The sequence below is a fragment of the Streptomyces sp. KLMMK genome, assembly GCF_036961605.1.
GTDB classification, from domain to species: Bacteria; Actinomycetota; Actinomycetes; order Streptomycetales; family Streptomycetaceae; genus Streptomyces; species Streptomyces telluris.
Genome location: NZ_JBAMDC010000010.1, coordinates 1 through 18,051, shown reverse-complemented (window position 1 = coordinate 18,051; position 18,051 = coordinate 1). Strand labels below are relative to the sequence as shown.

The window sequence follows — 18,051 nt, the reverse complement described above, 5'->3', positions numbered from 1 at the left end:
GGGAATCACAGATACGGGGCGCCTCGCCGTCGATCCTACGAGGCCGACCCGCCGGCCGGCTCCCCGGGCCACAGCGCCTCGGCGGCCGTGTCGACGGCGTCGTCGGGCAGCGGGAACCGTCAGCCGACGAAGTCCTGTGCCCACCAGTAGGTGCCGTTCGAGTCGATCGTCACGCCAACGCCGGTGTACTTGTACTTGTCGTCGAGGAGGATCTGCTCGTGCAGCGGCTCCTTGATCCAGGCGTCGACCACCGACGGGGCGTCCTTCCAGAAGCCACGGGCGCCCGCCGCGTTCTCGCCGACCGCCCTGATCTGACGGGAGTAGCCGTACTTGCGAACGGAGGCCGTCACATCGAGGTAGTGGCCCTGCTGCTGTCGCCGGGCCTGCTCGTCGGCCTCGTCCTGGGCGGCGCGCTCGACGACGGGGTCGTACTCCAGGCGCGCCTTGCCGTGCTGCGCGCGGTAGTCGTTGATGAGGTCGAAGACCTGGCGCTGGAGCGTGCCGGTGCCCGGGTTCGGCCTGGGGTCCGGGCTGCCGCCGCCGGAGAACTTCCAGACCTGGGACGCGGTGTAGTTGCAGCTGTAGATCTGCACCGGGGTGCCGTCGTTCACGTTGCCGCCGCGGACGTCCAGGCACTTGCTGGACTGCGGGTTGATCAGGACGTCGCCCTGGTAGCGGACCCACTTCTGGGCACCCGAGCCGTTGCAGTCCCACAACTGGACGGGGGTGCCGTCGGCGGTGCCGCTGGACGCGACGTCCAGGCACTTGCCGAACGCCGTCATCGTGGCACCGATCTCACCGGGCTGCTCGACGTACATCCACTGCTGGGACTCCGTGCCGTTGCACCCGTAGAGCTGAACCGGGGTGCCGTTGTCCCGGACACCGCCACGGACGTCCAGGCACTTGCCGGCGAGCCCGACGAGCGGACCCGCCTGCGCGGCCGCCTGCGCCGGTGCCGGCAGGGCGGTGACACCGACCGCGGCCAGGGCCAGGGCGCCCCATATGTGGGACGTCTTGAGCAACGTGATGGGGGACTTCTTGGTCGACGTCTGCATGGGTCCCGTTTCCTCATTCCTCGAGTGACCCCGGGACGCGGCGCGCCCGGGGTGTTTACCTCGGGGAGGCTAGAAACCGGCGATCAACAAACGGTCGACGTCCATTTGCCGGACTGCTGCCCGATCCGATCGGAACGGTCCGGCCGGTGATTACCGGCCGCCCGTCCACTGGTTTTCGCAAAAGGGCGGCACCGCGAGCCGGCCCGTCGGTTACATTCCCCGGGGCTCAGCAGTAGAGGTTTTCGCCCGGAGCCACACCCAGTACCTGGGCGAACCGCTGGTAGCTGTTCACCCGGCTCTGTACCTGGGCGGGGTTGCGGCCGTCGCACTCCACGGCGCCGTTGATGCTGCGGATGGTCTGCCCGAATCCACGGCTGTTGACCATCGCGTCGTGCGGCGTCATGGTGCCGGGGCCTCGCTGGGTGTTCCAGTACCACAGGGCGGTTTTCCAGGAGACGGCCGCGTCGGTCTGGACGAGCGACGGGTTGTTCAGCAGATTGATTCCGAGGGCGTCGCCCGCCGCCTTGTAGTTGAAGTTCCAGCTGAGCTGGAGCGGACCGCGGCCGTAATAGGCGGCCTGACCGGCCGGGCAGCCGTAGGGCTGGTTCCGGTCGCAGTAGTGGGGATAGTTGGCGGTGTTCTGCTCCACGATGTGGACCAGGCCCCCGGTCTCGTGGTCGACGTTGGCCAGGAAGGCCGCGGCCTCCTGACGCTTGACCTGGTCACTGCCGGTGCCGGCGAATCCCGGGTACGCGGCCAGCGCCGCGATCAGCCCGTTGTACGTGTAGAAGGAGTTCCGGCCCGGGAACATCTGCTGGAACTGGGTCTCCGTCACGGGGAACTTTCCGTCCCCCGGGTTCCCGCCGCCCTGACAAGTGTACGGGTCCCAGTACCACGTGCTGATGAGCGGGTCGTAGCCGGGATTGTCGTGCTCGGCGATGTAGTACTTCCCGTCCGTGTACCGGACGACCGTGTTCGCCGGATACCAAGTGCCGGCCGTCCAGTTGGGCGCGTTGTCGCACGGGCCGGCGGCGCTCGCCGTGCCGGACGGCACGAGGAGGACCGTACCGACCAGAGCCAGTACGGACAGCAGCAAGGTGACGAAGCGGTTTGTTCTCACGGCGGCTCCTACGGGATCGGATCGCTGAGGTGACACTCGCTTGCTCAAAGCGCGACGGGGCCGGCGGTGGACGCTGCGGCCGTCGCCCTTGCGCAGTGAATAACTCTTCAACTTCATTGTCAATGACACGCATCATGGGCAGCCAAACCAGGCGCATTTGGCACCCGGTTCCGGACAACTGTCGCTGCAGGGACTTGCGTCGGCGTCGTCCCGCATGGCACTCATGGACCGAAAGCCGGACGCGTGCCGAAGAATTGCCGCTGTCCTTGGACTTCCCCCGGACTTCCCTTGGACTTCCTGACCGGCGAGTCGTGACGGCTCTGCAATGCCGGTTTCCGGGGCGCTCGCTCCACGAGTCCGTGGAGTACATCCGCCCACCATCCGCCCTCCATTACCCCTGTACGAGGAGAGAACTATGCGTGGAAGCAGAGCTGCGCGCTCCGCAGCCGTCGTTCTGGCCGCCGCAGCCACCGGAATTGCCGTCGCCGCGGGACCGGCGGCCGCCGACGTTCCGATCGGCCAGCCGATGAACGGCAAGATGACCTACTACACCGACCAGGGATTCGGCGCCTGCGGGACGGCCATCGACGCGAACTCCCAGGACCTGGTCGCGGTCTCGCCCGCGTGGTGGACCTCCGCCAACCCCAACAACGACCCTCTCTGCAAGGGCATATCGATCGAGGTCAGCTACAACGGCAAGACCATCAGGGTGCCGGTCAGGGACAAGTGCCTCTCCTGCGACCGCACCCACATCGACCTCGGCCGGCCGGCCTTCCAGAAGCTGGCGCCGCTCGACCGGGGCGTGGTCAACGGCATCACCTGGAAGTTCGTGCGCTGAACCCGGGCCCGTTGAGCCCCCCTGCTGAGCCCCGTGCCCGTTGAGCCCCGTACCCCGCGGATCCGGACCGGCCACGGGGCCCAGCCGCGGAGACCGTGGCTCAGAGCCAGCCGCGCCGAGCCGCCTGGACGCCTGCCTGGAAGCGGGTCGTGGCGCCCAGCCGGGTCAGCAGTGCCGAGACCCGGCGCACGACGGTGCGGCGGCCCAGGCCCAGGCGCCTGGCGATCGCGTCGTCCGTGGCACCACTGGCCATGAGCGTGAGGATCTGCCGGTCGCGGGTGTCGAGCTGCGGGCCGATGCCCGCCGCCGACACCGGGACGGCGAGCTTCCACAGGGACTCGAACACCTTGGACAGCGTCTGGAACAGGCCGGACGGGCGGACAAGGAGGGAGACGAGGCCCGGGTGGTCGTCGGCGATGACGGTGACCACCGCGAGGTCGCCGTCACGGATGGCGAGTTTGATGGGCGGGTCGTCCAGGGCCCGCGCCTGCTCGCCGGCGTCGATCATGCGCGCCATGTTGGGCCCCGCGACCGGGTCGGCGAACGCCGTGCCGTGGTAGATGGTGCGGTAGACGACTCCGGCGGCCATGCGCTCGCGCTGGATCGCCTCCTGCTCCAGGTAGTGGTCGGGCGACCCGGAGTACGGCGGGACGTCGATGACCCGCAGCTCCCGGCGTGCTGCCAGCTGCAGTTGCCGACTGGTCATGAGCAGGCGCACGGGGTCCTCGACGACCTCCAGCGCGCCGTAGTGACCGGCTTCCCGCCGGGCGAACCGGTAGAGCTGCTCCAGCTCCGTACCGGCCCGGCGCAGGGCCGCCCGAAGCGCCGCGTCGCGCTGCAGCAGCACCTCGACGACCTGCGTGGGCGGCAACGCCTCCCAGAGCGTCTCCCCGGCAGCGGAGCCCGTCGCCATGACGATGTTCTCGGTGGCGAGTTCCTCCAGCACCGCGGTGACGGCGGACTCGCTCAGACCGGACCGGGCCGCCAGCCGCCCCAGGGGCTCGCCCGGATGACCGACCAGGGACCGGTAGACCCGTCCGCGGTCGGAGGCCGGGTCCAACACGTCGTGCACGACTCTCCCCTCGCCGTACTCGAACACCGGACGTCCCGACCGTCGAACCTTACAGCGGGAGTGGCACACCTGCGCCAGTGGCCCAAGTAGGCCGCCTTCTCGTATGGCGCGGGGCCGGTCGCTGCGATGAGATTCCCGGTGTCCGGCCGAAGCACTGTTCCCCGACACCGGCCCACCGCGAGGACTCCGATGAGATCAGTCCTGCCCTCCTGGTTCCTGCGCTCTTCCTTTCTGCCTTCCCGGCTCCGGCGTTCCCGGCTCCGGCGTTCCCGGCTCCTGTCGTCCCGGCTCCGGCCTTCCTTCCGTCTCCTTCCGCTGCCGCGCGTGCGGAGGGCGGTGGATGCCGTGACCGCCGTCGTTGCCGCGGTTGCCGTCGCGGTTCTCGTTCTGGTGGGCCTGCCGCTGCCGGCCGCCCACGCCGCCGAGGCCCCGGCCCCGCCGCCCCCGATGCACGACGGCTCCGGCCTCACGCTGACGGGCCCGGTCACCGGCACGGCCACCAACTTCGTCGTCACGGTCACCACACCCCAGGTTGCCGGGGAGCACCGCATCCGTATCCTGCTCCCGCGCGACTACACGGCCGAGGCCACCCGCCGTTACCCGGTCCTGTATTTCCTGCACGGCGCTTCCGACGACCCCGGCAACCCGAACCTGGCCTACCCCGCCCTCGCCGCCGCCCAGTCGATGATCACCGTCATCCCCGACGGCGGCCGCCGGGGCTGGTACGCCGACTGGCGCGACCAGGACACCGCCGCCGGCGCCCAGAACTGGGAGACCTTCCACATCAGCCAGGTCATCCCGTTCATCGACGCCAACCTCCGTACCCTCACCGGCAAGCAGAACCGCGCCGTCGCCGGCCTGTCCATGGGCGGCTTCGGCGCCCTCCACTACGCCCAGCGCCACCCCGGCCTCTTCGGCCAGGTCGCCTCGCTCTCCGGCGCCACCGACCTCTCCGCCAACCACCTCGTCATGCGCGGAGCCGTCGTCGCCACCCTCACCAACATCGGTACCGCGTTGTGCGGTTCCAGCGGCCCCACCTGCTCCCTCGACTTCGGACCTACGGTCTCCAGCGACGCGATCTTCGGCTCCCCGTACCCGATCCTCGACGCCGACCGGCTCTGGAACGAGGCCGACCCGTCCTCCCACATGGACCGTCTGCAGGGCATGGGCATCGCGCTCTACACCGGTGACGGCAACGGCAACCCCGCCGAACCGGAGTTCTGGGTCAGGTCGGCGGCGCAGCACGCAAAGGACGGCCTGGACCGGCTCGGCTACCCGTACCACTACGTCGACTACGGCAACGGCTCCGGCTGGGGCGAAGCATGCGACGGCGGCCACAACTTCGGCTGCTGGGCGCAGGACCTCGAGGACTACGTACCGCGCCTGGAAGCGGCCTTCGCCTCGGCCGCCTGACCCGCCCGCACGACCACCCCGGAATCTCCGGAACCTCCGGAGTCCCCGGAATCCCCGGAACCCTTCGAAGGGAAAGACGATGTCCCTCGGGAAATGGTCACGACGCACGAGATGGTCACGACGTACGAGAACGAGCGTGCTCGGCGCGCTCGGGATGATGGCCGCGCTGCTCACGACCGCACCGCCCGCCAGTGCCGACGTGCCGGCGTTCGAGCTGCGTCCGCTGGTCCCGGCCGGCGCGGACTACGCGCAGCGCCTCAGGGCCGAGGTCGAGTACTGGACCCTGGACAGGATGGCCGCCGCCGGCCTCAACCACGAGGACCAGGACGCGTCCCCGCCGCCGGGAGGCTGGGACGACCTCAGCAAGCCGTGGCCGCGGAAGGCCGGGCTGATCTCCCGCACCGCCGGCAAGATCTTCATGGAGACCAAGGACCTGGACAACGGCACCGTCGCCCGGTCCTCGTGCTCCGGCAACGTGGTGACCAGCGCCAACGAAAGCACCGTGCTCACCGCTGCGCACTGCGTACGCGTCCACACCCCCTTCGGCCTGGGATGGGGGAACACGGTCGTCACCAACATGGTCTTCGTGCCGGGGTTCAACGGAGCGAACCTGCCGCGCGGCACCACCAGCACCGCACTTCCCGGCAAGGACATCGCGCCGTACGGGGTCTGGGGCGTGACGCGCGAGTTCTTCACCAAGACCTGGAGTGAGAGCGCCGACTGGCTGCTCGGGCACGACATGGCCGCGATCCTGGTGGACAACCCCGACGAGCCGCGGCCGATCGCCCAAGTCACCGGCGCACAGCGGATCGCCTTCGACCAGCCGCAGAGCCAACAGCACCACGTGTTCGGCTACCCCACCATCAACGAGCGCAACTACTACCGTCCCGGCAACGTGTCCTCCGGCCTCCAGCGCACCTTCGACGGCCGTTCCCTGATGGTGGCGCAGGGCACCTCGTGGGCGGACCCGGTCTACTACAGCGACGTGATGCGCGGCGCGCTGTCGCCGGGGACCAGCGGCGGACCCCTGCTGGCCGGTTTCGACCCCGCCACCGGCGAGGGCGTCCAGGTCGGGGTCTTCTCCCGCTACGACGACCCGGGTCAGATCATCGGCATCCTCGGCTGGCTGCAGGGGCCCAACCTGAGCTCCACCCACCTCGGTGCCGAGGAGCGGACCGTCTACGACTTCGCCCAGTCCGCCGACCCGGCGGGCGGCCCGTCGTCGGCCGGCGCGCGCGCCTCCTCCGCGGGCACGTCATCAGCGCACAAGGCCGCGCCCGCAGCCACCGCGCCCCGCGGCACGAAGGGGTGACGGTGGGCGAGAGGAACCGCCGGGACCTCCGGAGCCCGGGTCGTGAGGACGCCGTGCACCGGAACTACGCCGACGCGATCCGCCGGCAGGCCGCCGACCGCTCCATCCGCACCCGCACGGCGGTGACGTTCGTACACGACCTCGACGCCGCCGACGGCCGCACGTCCCTCACGTACGAGCAACTGGACCTCCGAGCGCGGTCGATCGCGGCCGCGCTCCTCCAGCGGTGTGTTCCGGGCGATCGCGCGCTGCTGCTCCACCCCGAGGGGCCGGAGTGCGTCGTGGCCTTCCTCGGATGCCTGTACGCGGGTGTCATCGCGGTTCCCTCGCCCCTGCCCGGCCGGTTCCGGCCGCAGCAGCGGCGTGTCACCGCCATCGCCACCGATGCGGGGACCGCCATCGTGCTGACCAGCACCGCGAGCCTGCCGGAGGTCACCGCGTGGGCGGAGAGCCTGGACAGAAAAGTCCTGGGCGGGGAGGGCCTGGACGAGGAGGGCCCGGGTGGCGAGCGCTGCGCCATCCTCCTCACCGACGGCCTCGCCACCACCGTGCGCCCCGACGCGGCCGGGGCACGGGTGGACACGAAGCCGGCTCCGTGTCCGGCTCCGGCTCCGGCTCTCGACCACGACACCGTCGCCCTGCTGCAGTACACCTCGGGATCCACCGGCGACCCCAAGGGTGTTGTCGTCACCCACGGCAACCTCCTGCACAACGCCGACAGCATCAGGCGCGCGTTCGGCGTCGACCGCACCACGGTCTTCGGCTCGTGGATCCCGCATTACCACGACATGGGACTCCTGGGCATGGTCCTGCCCGCGCTCGCCCTGGGCGCGTCCTCCGTGATGATGGGCCCCACCGGATTCCTCAAGCGGCCCCACCAGTGGCTGCGCATGATGGACGAGTTCGGCGCCAGCGTCTCCGCAGCCCCGGACTTCGCCTACGAGCTGTGCACCCGCAGGGTCACCGACGAGCAACTGGCCGGGCTCGACCTGTCCCGCTGGCGCATCGCCTGCAACGGATCCGAGCCGGTGCGGCCCGCCACCCTCACCGACTTCGCCAAGCGCTTCGCACCGGCCGGGCTGCGGGCCGATGTCTTCAAGCCCAGCTACGGCCTGGCCGAGGCCACGGTCTTCGTCAGCACCCCCGTCGGCCGGGATCCGGTCGTGCGCCGCTTCGACGAGGCGCGCCTGGCCACCGGCGCCCTCGTCCCCGCCGCCGACGCAGGGCGGACGCGCGCGACGCCCGGCGCCGGGGCCGCCGCCACCGAGCTCGTCTCCTGCGGCTACCCCGCCGACTTCGAGGTCACCATCGTCGACCCCGCCACCCTGCGGCCGGTGCCCGACGGGACGGTCGGTGAGATCTGGCTGCGCGGCGACAGCGTCGCCCGCGGCTACTGGAACGCCCCGGAGGCCACCGACCGGGTCTTCCGCGCGACGCTCGCGGAACCTGTGACCGGTGCCGGTGGGCCCGCCGACGGCTCCTCCCCCGCCACCGGGCACCGCACGGATGGGACGGACCGGGCGGAGGCCCATCTGCGCACCGGGGACCTCGGCGCCGTACTCGACGGCGAACTCTTCGTCACCGGCCGCATCAAGGAGATGATCATCCTGCGCGGCCGCAACCTCTACCCGCAGGACATCGAGTACGAGGTCCGCGACCGGCACGCCCCGCTCCGGGGCCTGTGCGGCGCCGCCTTCACCGTGCCCGCCGGCGGTTCCGGGGGCCCGGGCGGCCGGCAAGAGAACGAAGCCCTCGTCCTCGTGCACGAGATCCGGGGCCGTCACGACCGCGCGGATCTCGAACGACTGGCCGCCTCGGTCAGGAACACCGTCTTCCAGGGCTTCGGGGCGTATCTGGGCGGCTTGGTGCTCGTCCGCCGGGGTACCGTCCCGCGCACCACCAGCGGGAAGATCCAGCGGCTGCGCACCCGCGAACTGCTGTGCTCCGGGGGGCTCCGGCCCGTGCACACCGCGCTCGGCCCGGCCCTGGCGCGCACCGTGCCACTGGGCGCGGAGGACCCGGCCCGCCCGGTCGGCAGCAGGGCCGGCACGCTACCGGAGGACGTGCACCGTGCCCCATGACCATTCGGCCTCCTACGGCCTCGCGACCACCTATGACTCCGTGATCGCCCTCGATGCCTTCCTGGACCGGCCCTGGGCCGGCGAGACCCCGTTCGCCCGGGCCGCGCTCTCCGCCCTTGACCGCCGGGAGGAGTTCCCCGCCACCGCCTGCGCCGCCCTCGACTCCTTCGGCCTGTGCTCCTTCTACGTGGACGTCCGCCACGGCGGTCGCATGCGCGACATGGCCGAGCTGGTCCAGCTGCAGCGCATCGTGGCGCGCCGCGACCTGACCGTCGCCGTCGCCCACGGCAAGACGTTCCTGGGCGCCGCACCCGTCTGGGTCGCGGGGGCACAGGAGCAGGCGGCCCGGCTCGCCCGGGCCGTCCGCAGCGGCGCCGTCGTCTCCTGGGCCCTCACCGAACGCGACCACGGCAGCGACCTGCTCGCCGGGGAGCTCACGGCCCGCCCCTGCGAGGGCGGATGGCGGCTCGACGGCGAGAAGTGGCTCATCAACAACGCGACGCGCGGTCGATACCTGTGCGTCCTCGCCCGCACGGCCGACGCGGGCGGCCCCCGCGGCTTCAGCCTGTTCCTGGTCGACAAGACCCGGCTGGCGCCCGGCTCGTACCGCACCCTGCCGAAGGTGCGCACCCACGGCATCCAGGGCGCGGACATCAGCGGCATCGCCTTCGACGGGGCGGTCGTCCCCGGCACCGCGCTCGTCGGCGAGTCCGGCGCCGGTATCGAGACGGTCCTCACGTCCCTCCAGCTCACCCGCACCCTGTGCACCTCCCTCTCGCTCGGCGCCCTCGACCACGGCCTGGACATCGCCGTCCGCTACGCCCGCAGCCGCGTCCTGTACGGGCGCAGGCTCGCCGAGCTGCCGCGCGTCCGCCGCATCCTGGGGCGGGCCGCCGCCACCCTGGCCGTCGCGGAGTCGGTGGTGGACGTCGCGGCCCGCAGCATCCACACGCTCCCGTCCGAGCTGAGCGTCGTCTCCGCCGTCACCAAGGCCCTCGTCCCGGGTCTCGTCCAGGACAGCCTGGACACGCTCGCCGAACTTCTGGGCGTGCGCGGCTTCCTGAGCGAGTCCTACGCGGACGGCGCGTTCGCCAAGCTGGAGCGGGACCACCGCATCGTGGCGGTCTTCGACGGCAGCACCGCCGTCAACCGCAACCTGCTCGTCGATCACTTCCCCGCCCTGTCCCGGGCCTGGCGCAAGGGGACGGCCGACCGGGACGCCGTGGCCCGGACGGTACCGGGCGCCCCCGTCCTTCCCTTCGACCCGGCGCGGCTGAGGATGCTGTCGACCCGCGGCTGCAGCCTCGTCCAGCTGCTCCCCGAGGCCGCCGAGCGGCTGAGGCGCGCGGCCGGGGAGGGCCTGGTGCCGTGGGAGGCGTCCCGCGCGGCCGACGAGCTCGCCGCCTTCGCAGACGCGCTCCACACCCGCCTCGGCGAGCAGGAGCGCGCTCCTCGCAACGTTCCGCAAGCCGCCTTCGACCTCGCCGAACAGTACGAACTGTGCTTCGCCGGAACGGCCCTGATCCACCTGTACCTGGCCGGTGCCGGCACTCCGTACGACGTCCTGCGGCTGTCCGCGGGGCTGGCTCTCGTCCTCAACCGCCTCGGTCATCCCCTCGGTGAGGACCGCGCCGAGGCATTCGACCGCCTGGCCGACCGGCTGCTGGGCGAGCAGCAGCCGCCGCCGCTGCGGGCCGACGGCGCCGCCCGGCCGGAAGCCCTCCAGCCGGAAGCCCTCCAGTCGGAAGCCACCCGGTCGGAAGCCACCGGCACGCCACCGGCTGCCGACGGCACTCCACCGGCCGCGCCACGACGCGGGCCCGTACGAAGGGGCGTCTCATGACCTCGACTCCTGCGGCGGCCGCCCGGACGGACCGGGCGCACGCGCTCGACCGGATCCTCGGCGATCCCGCCGACCCCGGCAACCCCCTGGGCTTCGCCGCCGTGCTCGCGGCCGACGAACGCGGCGAGATGCTCGCGGCGGGCGAGGAGGCCCTGGACGCGTTCGGCCTCAACGAGGAGTTCGTGCCCACGGCGTTCGGCGGCCGCCTCGCCCGCCTCGACCGGCTCGTCGACGTCATGCGTACCGTCTACCGGCGCGATCCCTGCCTGGGTCTGGGCTACGGCGCCAGCTCCTTCATCGCCGGCGTCAACATCTGGACCGCGGGCGGCGACGGCCATTGCCGGGCGGCCGCGGACCTGCTGCGGGACGGCGGGCGCATCGCCGTCGCCTACCACGAGCTGGCCCACGGCAACGACATGGCAGGCACCGAGTTCAGCGCCCTGCCACGCGGCGACGGAACGACGCTCCTCCTCAACGGGCGCAAGGAAGTCGTCACCAACCTCCGGCGCGCCGAAGCGGTGGTGGTCTTCGCCCGTACCTCGACGGCGCACGGCAGCCGCAGCCACTCCCAGGTCTACGTCGACAAGTCCCGGCTGCCCGCCCGGCGCGTCACCTACCTGCCGCGCTACCGCACCACCGGCATGCGCGGCGTCCAGCTCGGCGGCGTCGAGTTCCGTAACTGCCCGGTCCCCGCGCGCGCCGTCCTCGGCGGTGAGGGGCTGGGCCTGGAGACGGCCCTGCGCTCGTTCCAGGTGACGCGCACCACCCTCGCGGCCATGTCCACGGCGGTCGTCGAGACGGCGCTGGACGTCACCCTGCGCCACGTCCGCAACCGCCACCTCTACGGCAGGACCGCCGCCGACCTGCCCCACGTGCGCTCCGTCCTCACCGGGGCCTTCGCCGACCTGCTCACCGCGGACTGCTTCGCCACCGTCACCACCCGTGCGCTGCAGCTGCTGCCCGCCGAGACCGCCGTCCACGCCCAAGCAGTGAAGTACTTCGTGTCCAAAGCGCTCATGGACGCCGTGAACAGGCTCGCCTCCGTCCTCGGCGCCCATTTCTACCTCCGCGAGGGCCCCGGCGCGATCTTCCAGAAGCTGCTGCGCGACCTCCAGCCCGTCGGGTTCGGGCATGCGGCGCGCGCCGCCTGCCAGGTGTCGCTCCTGCCGCAGCTCCCCCTGCTGGCCCGCCGCTCCTGGCTCCGCGGCGCCGCCGCTCCCGCCGCTCCCGCCGGACTGTTCCGGCCGGGAGCGGAGCTGCCGCCCATGGACTTCCGCGCCCTGGCCCTCACCGCCGGCGGGCGGGAGAGTCTGAGCACCTCACTGGCCAGGGGGCTCGCCGCCATGCCCGACGGCGACGGCCCCGCCCACCGCGCGCTCGCGGAACACGGGGAGCACTTCACCGCGGAACTCGCCGCGCTGGCCGGGGAGTGCGCGGCGCTCCGGCCCGGCGAACTGTCCGTCATGGCACGGTCGTCCAGCTACGACCTCACGACGCGCTACGTGAACGTGCTCGTGGCCGCAGCCTGCTTCGAAACCTGGCGCGAGGCGCGGCTCAGCCGTGCGGCGGGTGGCGCAGGTGTCATGGACTCCGCTCTCGCGGAGGGCTGTCGCGAGGCCCCCGCCCCTGCGGACTCCGGTCTCGCGGACCCCGTCTGGGCGGCCGCGGCGCTGCACCGGCTGCGCGCCCCTCTCGGCGCCGCGCCCCCCACGCTGCCGCCGTACCTGGAGGACGCCCTGTGGGAACGGCTGCTGCACCGGCACGAGCACGCGCTCGGCTACGGGCTGCTCCCGCGCACCCCACGCACGGCCACCACCTGACACGGGCAGCCGACCCGCACGGCACCCCGGTGTCCCGCACGGCGCCCCCGTCCCCCGCTGAAACCCGTGAAAAGGGAGAGAACATGGCTGATCCGAAGGCCGAGCACGGCAGAGACGCCCTCCGGGACTGGCTCCTCGGCCTGGTCGCCGAGCACGTGCAGCTGCCCCGCGAGGACATCGCGTCGCACGTCCCGCTCAGCGACTACGGCCTGGACTCCGTCTACGCCCTGTCCGTCGCGGCGGAGATAGAGGACCGCTTCGGCATCGACGTCGACCCCACCATGATGTGGGACAACCCGACGATCGACGCGCTCGTCGAGGCCGTCACCAAGGAACTCACCCGGGGCACGTGACCGGAATCCCCGTTGTGTTCGGGATGTCCGCCACCTCCGGGACGCCCGGAACCCCCGCCCGTGACACCACCGAGTGAAGGGGACACGTGTCCGACCACCGCCATCGCCGACGTCACCTCGACCCCACCGTCCTCCGCCCCGCCACCGTCGCCCAGACCGGCATCTGGGCCGCACAGCAACAGGCGCCGGACGACCCGCTCTACAACTGCGCCGTCGCCATCGCCCTCGACGGGACGCTCGACCACGACGCCCTGCGCCGCGCCGTGGCACGGGGGGTCGCCGAGGCCGACACCCTGCGGACGCGCTTCCACGCCACAGGCGACGGCGCCGGCCTCACCGTGGAACCCGCAGGTGAGACCGGGGAGGAAGCAGAGGAGGCGGAAGAGCAGGAGGCGGGGAAGGGCCTGCTCGGCGTCGTCGACCTCTCCGGCCACGCCCAGCCGGAGGCCGCGGCCGAGCAGCTGATGGAGGAGGACCTGCGCACCGCGACCGACCTGGCAGTCGAGGCCCCCTGCACGCACGTCCTGTTCGTCCTCGGCCCCCGGCGCAGCCTCCTCTACTTCCGGTACCACCACATCGCCCTGGACGGCTTCGGCCAGTACCTCCACTGCCGGCGCCTCGCCGAGCTGTACACCGCCTACGAGAGCGGGCGCGATCCGGCGCCGTCCGCCGCTGCCCCGCTGGTCAGGCTGCTCGACGAGACAGCCGCCTACCTCTCCTCGCCGGACCGCGCCGCGGACGCCGCGTTCTGGCGGGACGAGTTCGCCGCACCGCCCGAGGGCACCCCGCTGACCGGGCGCGCCGCGTCCTCCGGACGCACCGTGGACAGCACCGCACTGCTCGCTCCCGAACAGCTCAGCACGCTGCTCGGCACGGTCGGTGCGGGCGTCGGACGCTGGTCCGCCACGATCGTCGCCGCCACCGCGGCGTACACGCACCGCCTCACCGGCCACCCGGAGGTCATCACCAGCCTGCCCATGGCGGCGCGGCACTCGCGGGCCGCCCTCGCCACGCCTGCGATGCTGGCCAACGTGCTGCCGCTCCGGCTGCCCGTGGGCCCCGCGACGACCTTCGCCCGGCTCGTGGAGGAGGCCGGGACGAAGATCCGGCACATCATCCGGCACCAGCGCTACCCGACCGCGCACCTCCGCGCCGACCTCGGTCTGTCCGCCGACTCGGCAGCCCTTGTCGGTCCCGAGGTCAACGTCATGGCCTTCGGGCGGGAGTTCCGCTTCGGGTCGTGCACGACCACTCCCCGGCAGCTGCCCGCCGGTCTCATCCCCGACCTGGCCCTGAAGGTCTACCGCACCCCGGCCGGCCGGGACGGGCCCACGGGCCCCGGCCCGCAGCCGGACAGCATGAAGATCGAATTCCTCGGCAACGCCACGCTCTATACCGAGGACGACATCGCCACCCACCAGGAGCGGTTCCTCGCCTTCCTGGAGAGCGCGGCCGCCCGGCCGGACCGGCCCCTCTCCCATCTTCCGCTGCCGGGGAACGGCCGGTGACAGCGGAAGCGAACGCCGCCGCCGACACCGTCGGTAACGCCGTCGAACTCGGCGGGCTGCGGAAGACCTTCGGCGGCCGGGCCGTGCTCGACGGGCTCGACCTGCACATCCCGGCCGGCCGGGTCACCTCCCTCCTGGGCCCCAACGGCGCCGGCAAGACAACCACCGTGCGGATCGTCACCACACTGCTGCGCCCCGACGCCGGACAGGCCCTCGTCCTCGGCACGGACGTCGTCCGGCACCCCGGCAGGGTGCGCCGGCTCATCGGCCTGTCCGGGCAGTACGCGGCGGTCGACGACAAGCTGACCGGCTTCGAGAACCTCCGTCTGGTCGCGCGCCTGTACGGAATGCCGCGCGCCCGGGCCACGGCGACCGCGCGCGAGCTGCTCGAACGGTTCCGCCTCCACCACGACGCCGACCGCCCGGCGGGGACCTGGTCCGGCGGCATGCGCCGGCGGCTCGACCTGGCCGGTGCCCTCGTCGCCGCGCCACCGGTCGTGGTGCTCGACGAGCCCACCACCGGCCTGGACCCGCAGAGCCGCCTCGACACGTGGGACGTCGTCCGCGACCTCGTCCGCGACGGCACGACCGTGCTCCTGACCACCCAGTACCTGGAGGAGGCCGACCACCTGGCCGACCGGATCGCGGTGCTCGACCGGGGCAGGGTCGTCGCGGAGGGCACGAGCGACCAGCTCAAGGCGGTCACCGGCGGTGAGCGGGTCGAGGTCGTCGTCTCCGACCCCCCGCGACGCGGAGGGCGCACGGCGGATCCTGACCGCCCGGGGGACGACGTGCTCGCCGGCCGAAGGGCGCGCGGGGCGGCTGGAGCTCACCGTCGGGCCCGGCGAGGGCCAGCGTGCGCTCGCCGCCGTCGCCCAGGACCTGAACGCCGCCGGCATCCGGGTCCTCGACCTCGGCCTCCGCCGCGCCACCCTGGAGGACGTCTTCCTCACCCTGACCGGGAAGCCGCCGTCGCCCGACCGCGGGCCCGGCGGAACACCACCGGACCCGCCTGCAACCCGTTCCCGGCAGGCCCGGCAGGCCCGGCAGGCCGGGCAGACCGGCCGCCGCGGCCGGGACACGGTGCGCAGGTGAACGCCCTCGCGCGCGTCGCCTCGGACAGCGGGGCCGTGGCCTGGCGCAACCTCCTCACCATCCGGCGCACGCCGGGTGCGGTCCTGGCGAGCACCGTGCAGCCCGTCATGTTCGTCCTGCTGCTGGGATACGTCTTCGGCAGCAGCCTGGGCGGCGCCTCCTACCGCGAGTTCCTCATGGGCGGCATCTTCGTCCAGACCGTCGCCTTCAACGCCTCCTTCACCGCGGTCGGCCTGGCCGAGGACCTCCAGACCGGGATCATCGACCGGTTCCGCTCCCTGCCGATGTCACGCGTCGCCGTCCTGATGGGGCGCACCGTGTCCGATCTGACGATGAACGCCGTCAGCCTGCTGGTCACCAGCATGTGCGGGCTCGCCGTCGGCTGGCGCGTCCACGGCCCTCCCCTCGACGCCGTCATGGGTTACGCGCTGCTCCTGCTCTTCGCCTTCGCCATGTCCTGGACCGGTGCCGTCATCGGCCTGGTCGCCCGCAGCGCGGAGGTGGCACAGAGCCTGGGCCTGATCTGGCTGTTCCCGGTCACCTTCGTCTCGTCGGGCTTCGTCTCGGTCGCCGCGATGCCCCGGCCCCTGGCCACGATCGCGGAGTGGAACCCGGTCACCGCCCTGGCGAACGCCACCCGCGCCCTGTTCGGCAACCCCACGCCCCCGAACCTGGCCCAGCCGGCCGGATGGCCGGCCCAGCACGCCCTCCTGTACGGCACGCTGTGCTCACTCGCCATCGTCGCCGTCGCCATGACATGGGCCACGGCCCGGTACCGCGGAATCGCCCACCGCTGACGGGTCCGCAGGGCGTGCCATGACGGGACGGTGCCCGGACCGGTGGCGTCAGCGCGCAGGCGGGGCACCCAGCGGCGCAGGGTGACACCGGTGTCCGGGCCGGCGATACGCGGCTGCACGTACGCCAGGCCGGAGTGCGGGCGGCGCGTCGACCCGGGCCCGGCTACCGCTTGCACAGCTTCATCGGCCATACTGCCCGCCGTGGAGCACCGTATAGGCCAGAACACCCCGCCCGTGCACGCCGCCGGAACCGATCCGGCGTTCGTCCCCGGCCTGACCCCGCCGCGCCCGGCCGAGGCGAAGGAGCGTACAGCGGTACCAGCGGACGACGTAGCGGATGCGGCAGACGCTGCAGCGGATGTCGGCGCTGCTTCAGAACCGGAGGTGGAAACGGAGGTGGAAACGGAGACGGCTGCCGCCGATCAGGAACCGCGACCGGTTGCCGACGGCCCGGTCTTCGAGGTGTCCGACCGACGCGGTTCGATCACCGTCGACGGAACCGGCGTCACATTCCGGCTGGACGACGAGACGGCCGAGTTCGACTGGTCCGAGATCGGCGCGGTGGAGACGAACACCCCCCGGTTCGGCCGCCGGCTCTCCGTCAGTGTGTACACCACCAGCCGCCGCAGCTACGACGTTCACATCGAGGCACCCAGCCGGAGCCTCCTCAAGCAGTGGGTGACGGACCTGGACACAGCGCTCGACTCCTACTTCGAAGACACCGAGACCACCAACTGACCAGCAGTCACCGAGCCTCACCGGTCTGCGGCGGCACACGTGCGCGGCACCGCAGACCGGCATCGAACGTGCCTGGTGAGGATGGTGGAGAGCTCATTTGTGATCCACAATGACTGGATGGTCACGCTTGAGACTCCCCGTTTGATCCTGCGTCGCTGGCGCGAGGAAGACGTGGCGCCCATGGCTGCCGTCAACGCCGACCCCGAGGTCATGCGGTGGATCCGTGACGGCAGCGTCCGTGACGAACAGCAGACGCGCGGCGGGATCCGGGCATGGGAGAGCGAGTGGGAGTCACAGGGCTTCGGCCTGTTCGCCGTGGAGATCCGGTCCACTGGCGAGCTGGCCGGGTTCACCGGCCTTTCGGTGCCCCACTTCCTGCCGGAGGTACTGCCGGCGGTTGAGGTCGGCTGGCGGCTGGGACGTTCCCACTGGGGGCAGGGTCTGGCCACCGAGGCCGCTGCGGCCGCCGTACGGTTCGGGTTCGAAGAGCGAGGGCTGGAGCGGATCGTCAGCATCGCTCAAGTGGGCAACGACGCCTCTGAACGGATCATGACCAAACTGGGGATGTATCCGGTCCGTGAGACCGTCAACCCCACCTGCGGCCGGCGAGTACGGGTGTTCGAGTTGTCGTCGGACCAGTACGTCACAACCACTCGTTGACGGCGGCAACGAGGACGGTAGCCGCGTAGCGGACCGCGAGTTCATGGTGCAGCGGAAACCGTATGCGTATGCCGCCGATCAGCCAGGCCGGCTCCCGTCACCCCGGCCGGCAGGCGTCGAGCTCGTGCTGCCATGCGGGGGTGACGAACGCCTGGGGGTAGAACCGGGCGCAGGTGGCCAGGTGGTCGCGGAACGCGGTGCGCAGGCGGGCCGTGTAGTGGGCGCACAACCGGTCCGCCGGGGTGCCTGCGGCGGCGGAGTCGATCACGGCGGCGGCCAGGACGGCTGTACGCAGGGCCTGGGCGGTACCGGTGCCGCTGAGGGGGTCGTAGCGGATTGCGCCCGC

The 18,051-nt window shown here is 72.0% G+C and carries 15 protein-coding genes and 1 pseudogene; 12 read left to right on the top strand and 4 right to left on the bottom strand.

The window, feature by feature from the left end:
- Nucleotides 1–119 precede the first annotated feature (119 nt).
- Together V7793_RS03480 and V7793_RS03475 are read right to left on the bottom strand one after the other, a co-directional pair.
- On the bottom strand, nucleotides 120–1,055 hold the full coding sequence (locus tag V7793_RS03480) for a CAP domain-containing protein (protein ID WP_335581390.1): 936 nt from the start codon (nucleotides 1,053–1,055) through the stop codon (nucleotides 120–122).
- Nucleotides 1,056–1,281: 226 nt separating this feature from the next.
- Nucleotides 1,282–2,175 (bottom strand): glycoside hydrolase family 19 protein, encoded by an 894-nt coding sequence (locus V7793_RS03475; protein WP_335581389.1) that lies wholly within the window; start codon nucleotides 2,173–2,175, stop codon nucleotides 1,282–1,284.
- Between the two features lie 415 nt (nucleotides 2,176–2,590).
- Here V7793_RS03475 and V7793_RS03470 point away from each other — a divergent pair, with 415 nt between their 5' ends.
- On the top strand, nucleotides 2,591–3,013 hold the full coding sequence (locus tag V7793_RS03470) for a cysteine/serine endopeptidase inhibitor (RefSeq protein WP_335581388.1): 423 nt from the start codon (nucleotides 2,591–2,593) through the stop codon (nucleotides 3,011–3,013).
- Nucleotides 3,014–3,113: 100 nt separating this feature from the next.
- Here V7793_RS03470 and V7793_RS03465 read toward each other — a convergent pair whose 3' ends face one another.
- Entirely contained in the window at nucleotides 3,114–4,085 is a 972-nt protein-coding gene (locus V7793_RS03465; RefSeq protein ID WP_335581387.1) for a helix-turn-helix transcriptional regulator, read from the bottom strand.
- 345 nt (nucleotides 4,086–4,430) lie between these two features.
- On the opposite strand from V7793_RS03465, the gene V7793_RS03460 reads away from it, so the two are divergent.
- The 11 genes and pseudogenes from V7793_RS03460 to V7793_RS03405 all read left to right on the top strand — a co-directional run bounded on the left by V7793_RS03460 (nucleotide 4,431) and on the right by V7793_RS03405 (nucleotide 17,705).
- Nucleotides 4,431–5,498 carry an alpha/beta hydrolase gene (locus tag V7793_RS03460; protein WP_335581386.1) on the top strand — a complete coding sequence of 356 codons (1,068 nt, stop codon included), beginning with the start codon at nucleotides 4,431–4,433 and terminating at the stop codon, nucleotides 5,496–5,498.
- A 136-nt stretch (nucleotides 5,499–5,634) separates the two neighbouring features.
- Nucleotides 5,635–6,810, top strand: a complete 1,176-nt coding sequence (locus V7793_RS03455) for a trypsin-like serine peptidase (protein ID WP_335581385.1) — start codon at nucleotides 5,635–5,637, stop codon at nucleotides 6,808–6,810.
- A 53-nt stretch (nucleotides 6,811–6,863) separates the two neighbouring features.
- Nucleotides 6,864–8,891, top strand: a complete 2,028-nt coding sequence (locus tag V7793_RS03450) for a fatty acyl-AMP ligase (protein WP_335581384.1) — start codon at nucleotides 6,864–6,866, stop codon at nucleotides 8,889–8,891.
- Nucleotides 8,881–10,734: an acyl-CoA dehydrogenase family protein gene (locus V7793_RS03445; protein WP_335581383.1), complete on the top strand. Its 1,854-nt coding sequence runs from the start codon at nucleotides 8,881–8,883 to the stop codon at nucleotides 10,732–10,734. The genes V7793_RS03450 and V7793_RS03445 overlap by 11 nt, the downstream gene beginning before the upstream one ends.
- Nucleotides 10,731–12,554 (top strand): acyl-CoA dehydrogenase, encoded by a 1,824-nt coding sequence (locus tag V7793_RS03440; protein ID WP_335581382.1) that lies wholly within the window; start codon nucleotides 10,731–10,733, stop codon nucleotides 12,552–12,554. Before V7793_RS03445 ends, V7793_RS03440 begins: the two co-directional genes overlap by 4 nt.
- Before the next feature lie 83 nt (nucleotides 12,555–12,637).
- Complete coding sequence (locus V7793_RS03435; protein ID WP_335581381.1) at nucleotides 12,638–12,907, top strand: acyl carrier protein; 270 nt, start codon at nucleotides 12,638–12,640, stop codon at nucleotides 12,905–12,907.
- Nucleotides 12,908–12,993: 86 nt separating this feature from the next.
- Nucleotides 12,994–14,415 (top strand): condensation domain-containing protein, encoded by a 1,422-nt coding sequence (locus tag V7793_RS03430; RefSeq protein ID WP_335581380.1) that lies wholly within the window; start codon nucleotides 12,994–12,996, stop codon nucleotides 14,413–14,415.
- Nucleotides 14,412–15,510, top strand: a pseudogene (locus tag V7793_RS03425) (ATP-binding cassette domain-containing protein). Before V7793_RS03430 ends, V7793_RS03425 begins: the two are co-directional and overlap by 4 nt.
- On the top strand, nucleotides 15,507–16,307 hold the full coding sequence (locus V7793_RS03420; RefSeq protein WP_335581379.1) for an ABC transporter permease: 801 nt from the start codon (nucleotides 15,507–15,509) through the stop codon (nucleotides 16,305–16,307). Before V7793_RS03425 ends, V7793_RS03420 begins: the two are co-directional and overlap by 4 nt.
- A gap of 201 nt (nucleotides 16,308–16,508) precedes the next feature.
- Nucleotides 16,509–17,045, top strand: coding sequence for a hypothetical protein (locus V7793_RS03410; protein ID WP_335581378.1), 537 nt, complete (start codon nucleotides 16,509–16,511; stop codon nucleotides 17,043–17,045).
- A 117-nt stretch (nucleotides 17,046–17,162) separates the two neighbouring features.
- Nucleotides 17,163–17,705, top strand: coding sequence for a GNAT family N-acetyltransferase (locus tag V7793_RS03405; protein ID WP_335581377.1), 543 nt, complete (start codon nucleotides 17,163–17,165; stop codon nucleotides 17,703–17,705).
- Between the two features lie 97 nt (nucleotides 17,706–17,802).
- On the opposite strand, the gene V7793_RS03400 is transcribed toward V7793_RS03405, so the two are convergent.
- Nucleotides 17,803–18,051: hypothetical protein (locus V7793_RS03400; RefSeq protein ID WP_335581376.1), on the bottom strand; the 249-nt coding region annotated here is incomplete at its 5' end.

Bases quoted from the DNA above. Each gene is read 5' to 3' on its own strand.
- V7793_RS03470 (WP_335581388.1), top strand. From the start codon at position 2,591: ATGCGTGGAAGCAGAGCTGCGCGCTCCGCAGCCGTCGTTCTGGCCGCC.
- V7793_RS03440 (WP_335581382.1), top strand. From the start codon at position 10,731: ATGACCTCGACTCCTGCGGCGGCCGCCCGGACGGACCGGGCGCACGCG.
- V7793_RS03480 (WP_335581390.1), bottom strand. From the start codon at position 1,055: ATGCAGACGTCGACCAAGAAGTCCCCCATCACGTTGCTCAAGACGTCC.
- V7793_RS03435 (WP_335581381.1), top strand. From the start codon at position 12,638: ATGGCTGATCCGAAGGCCGAGCACGGCAGAGACGCCCTCCGGGACTGG.
- V7793_RS03405 (WP_335581377.1), top strand. From the start codon at position 17,163: ATGGTCACGCTTGAGACTCCCCGTTTGATCCTGCGTCGCTGGCGCGAG.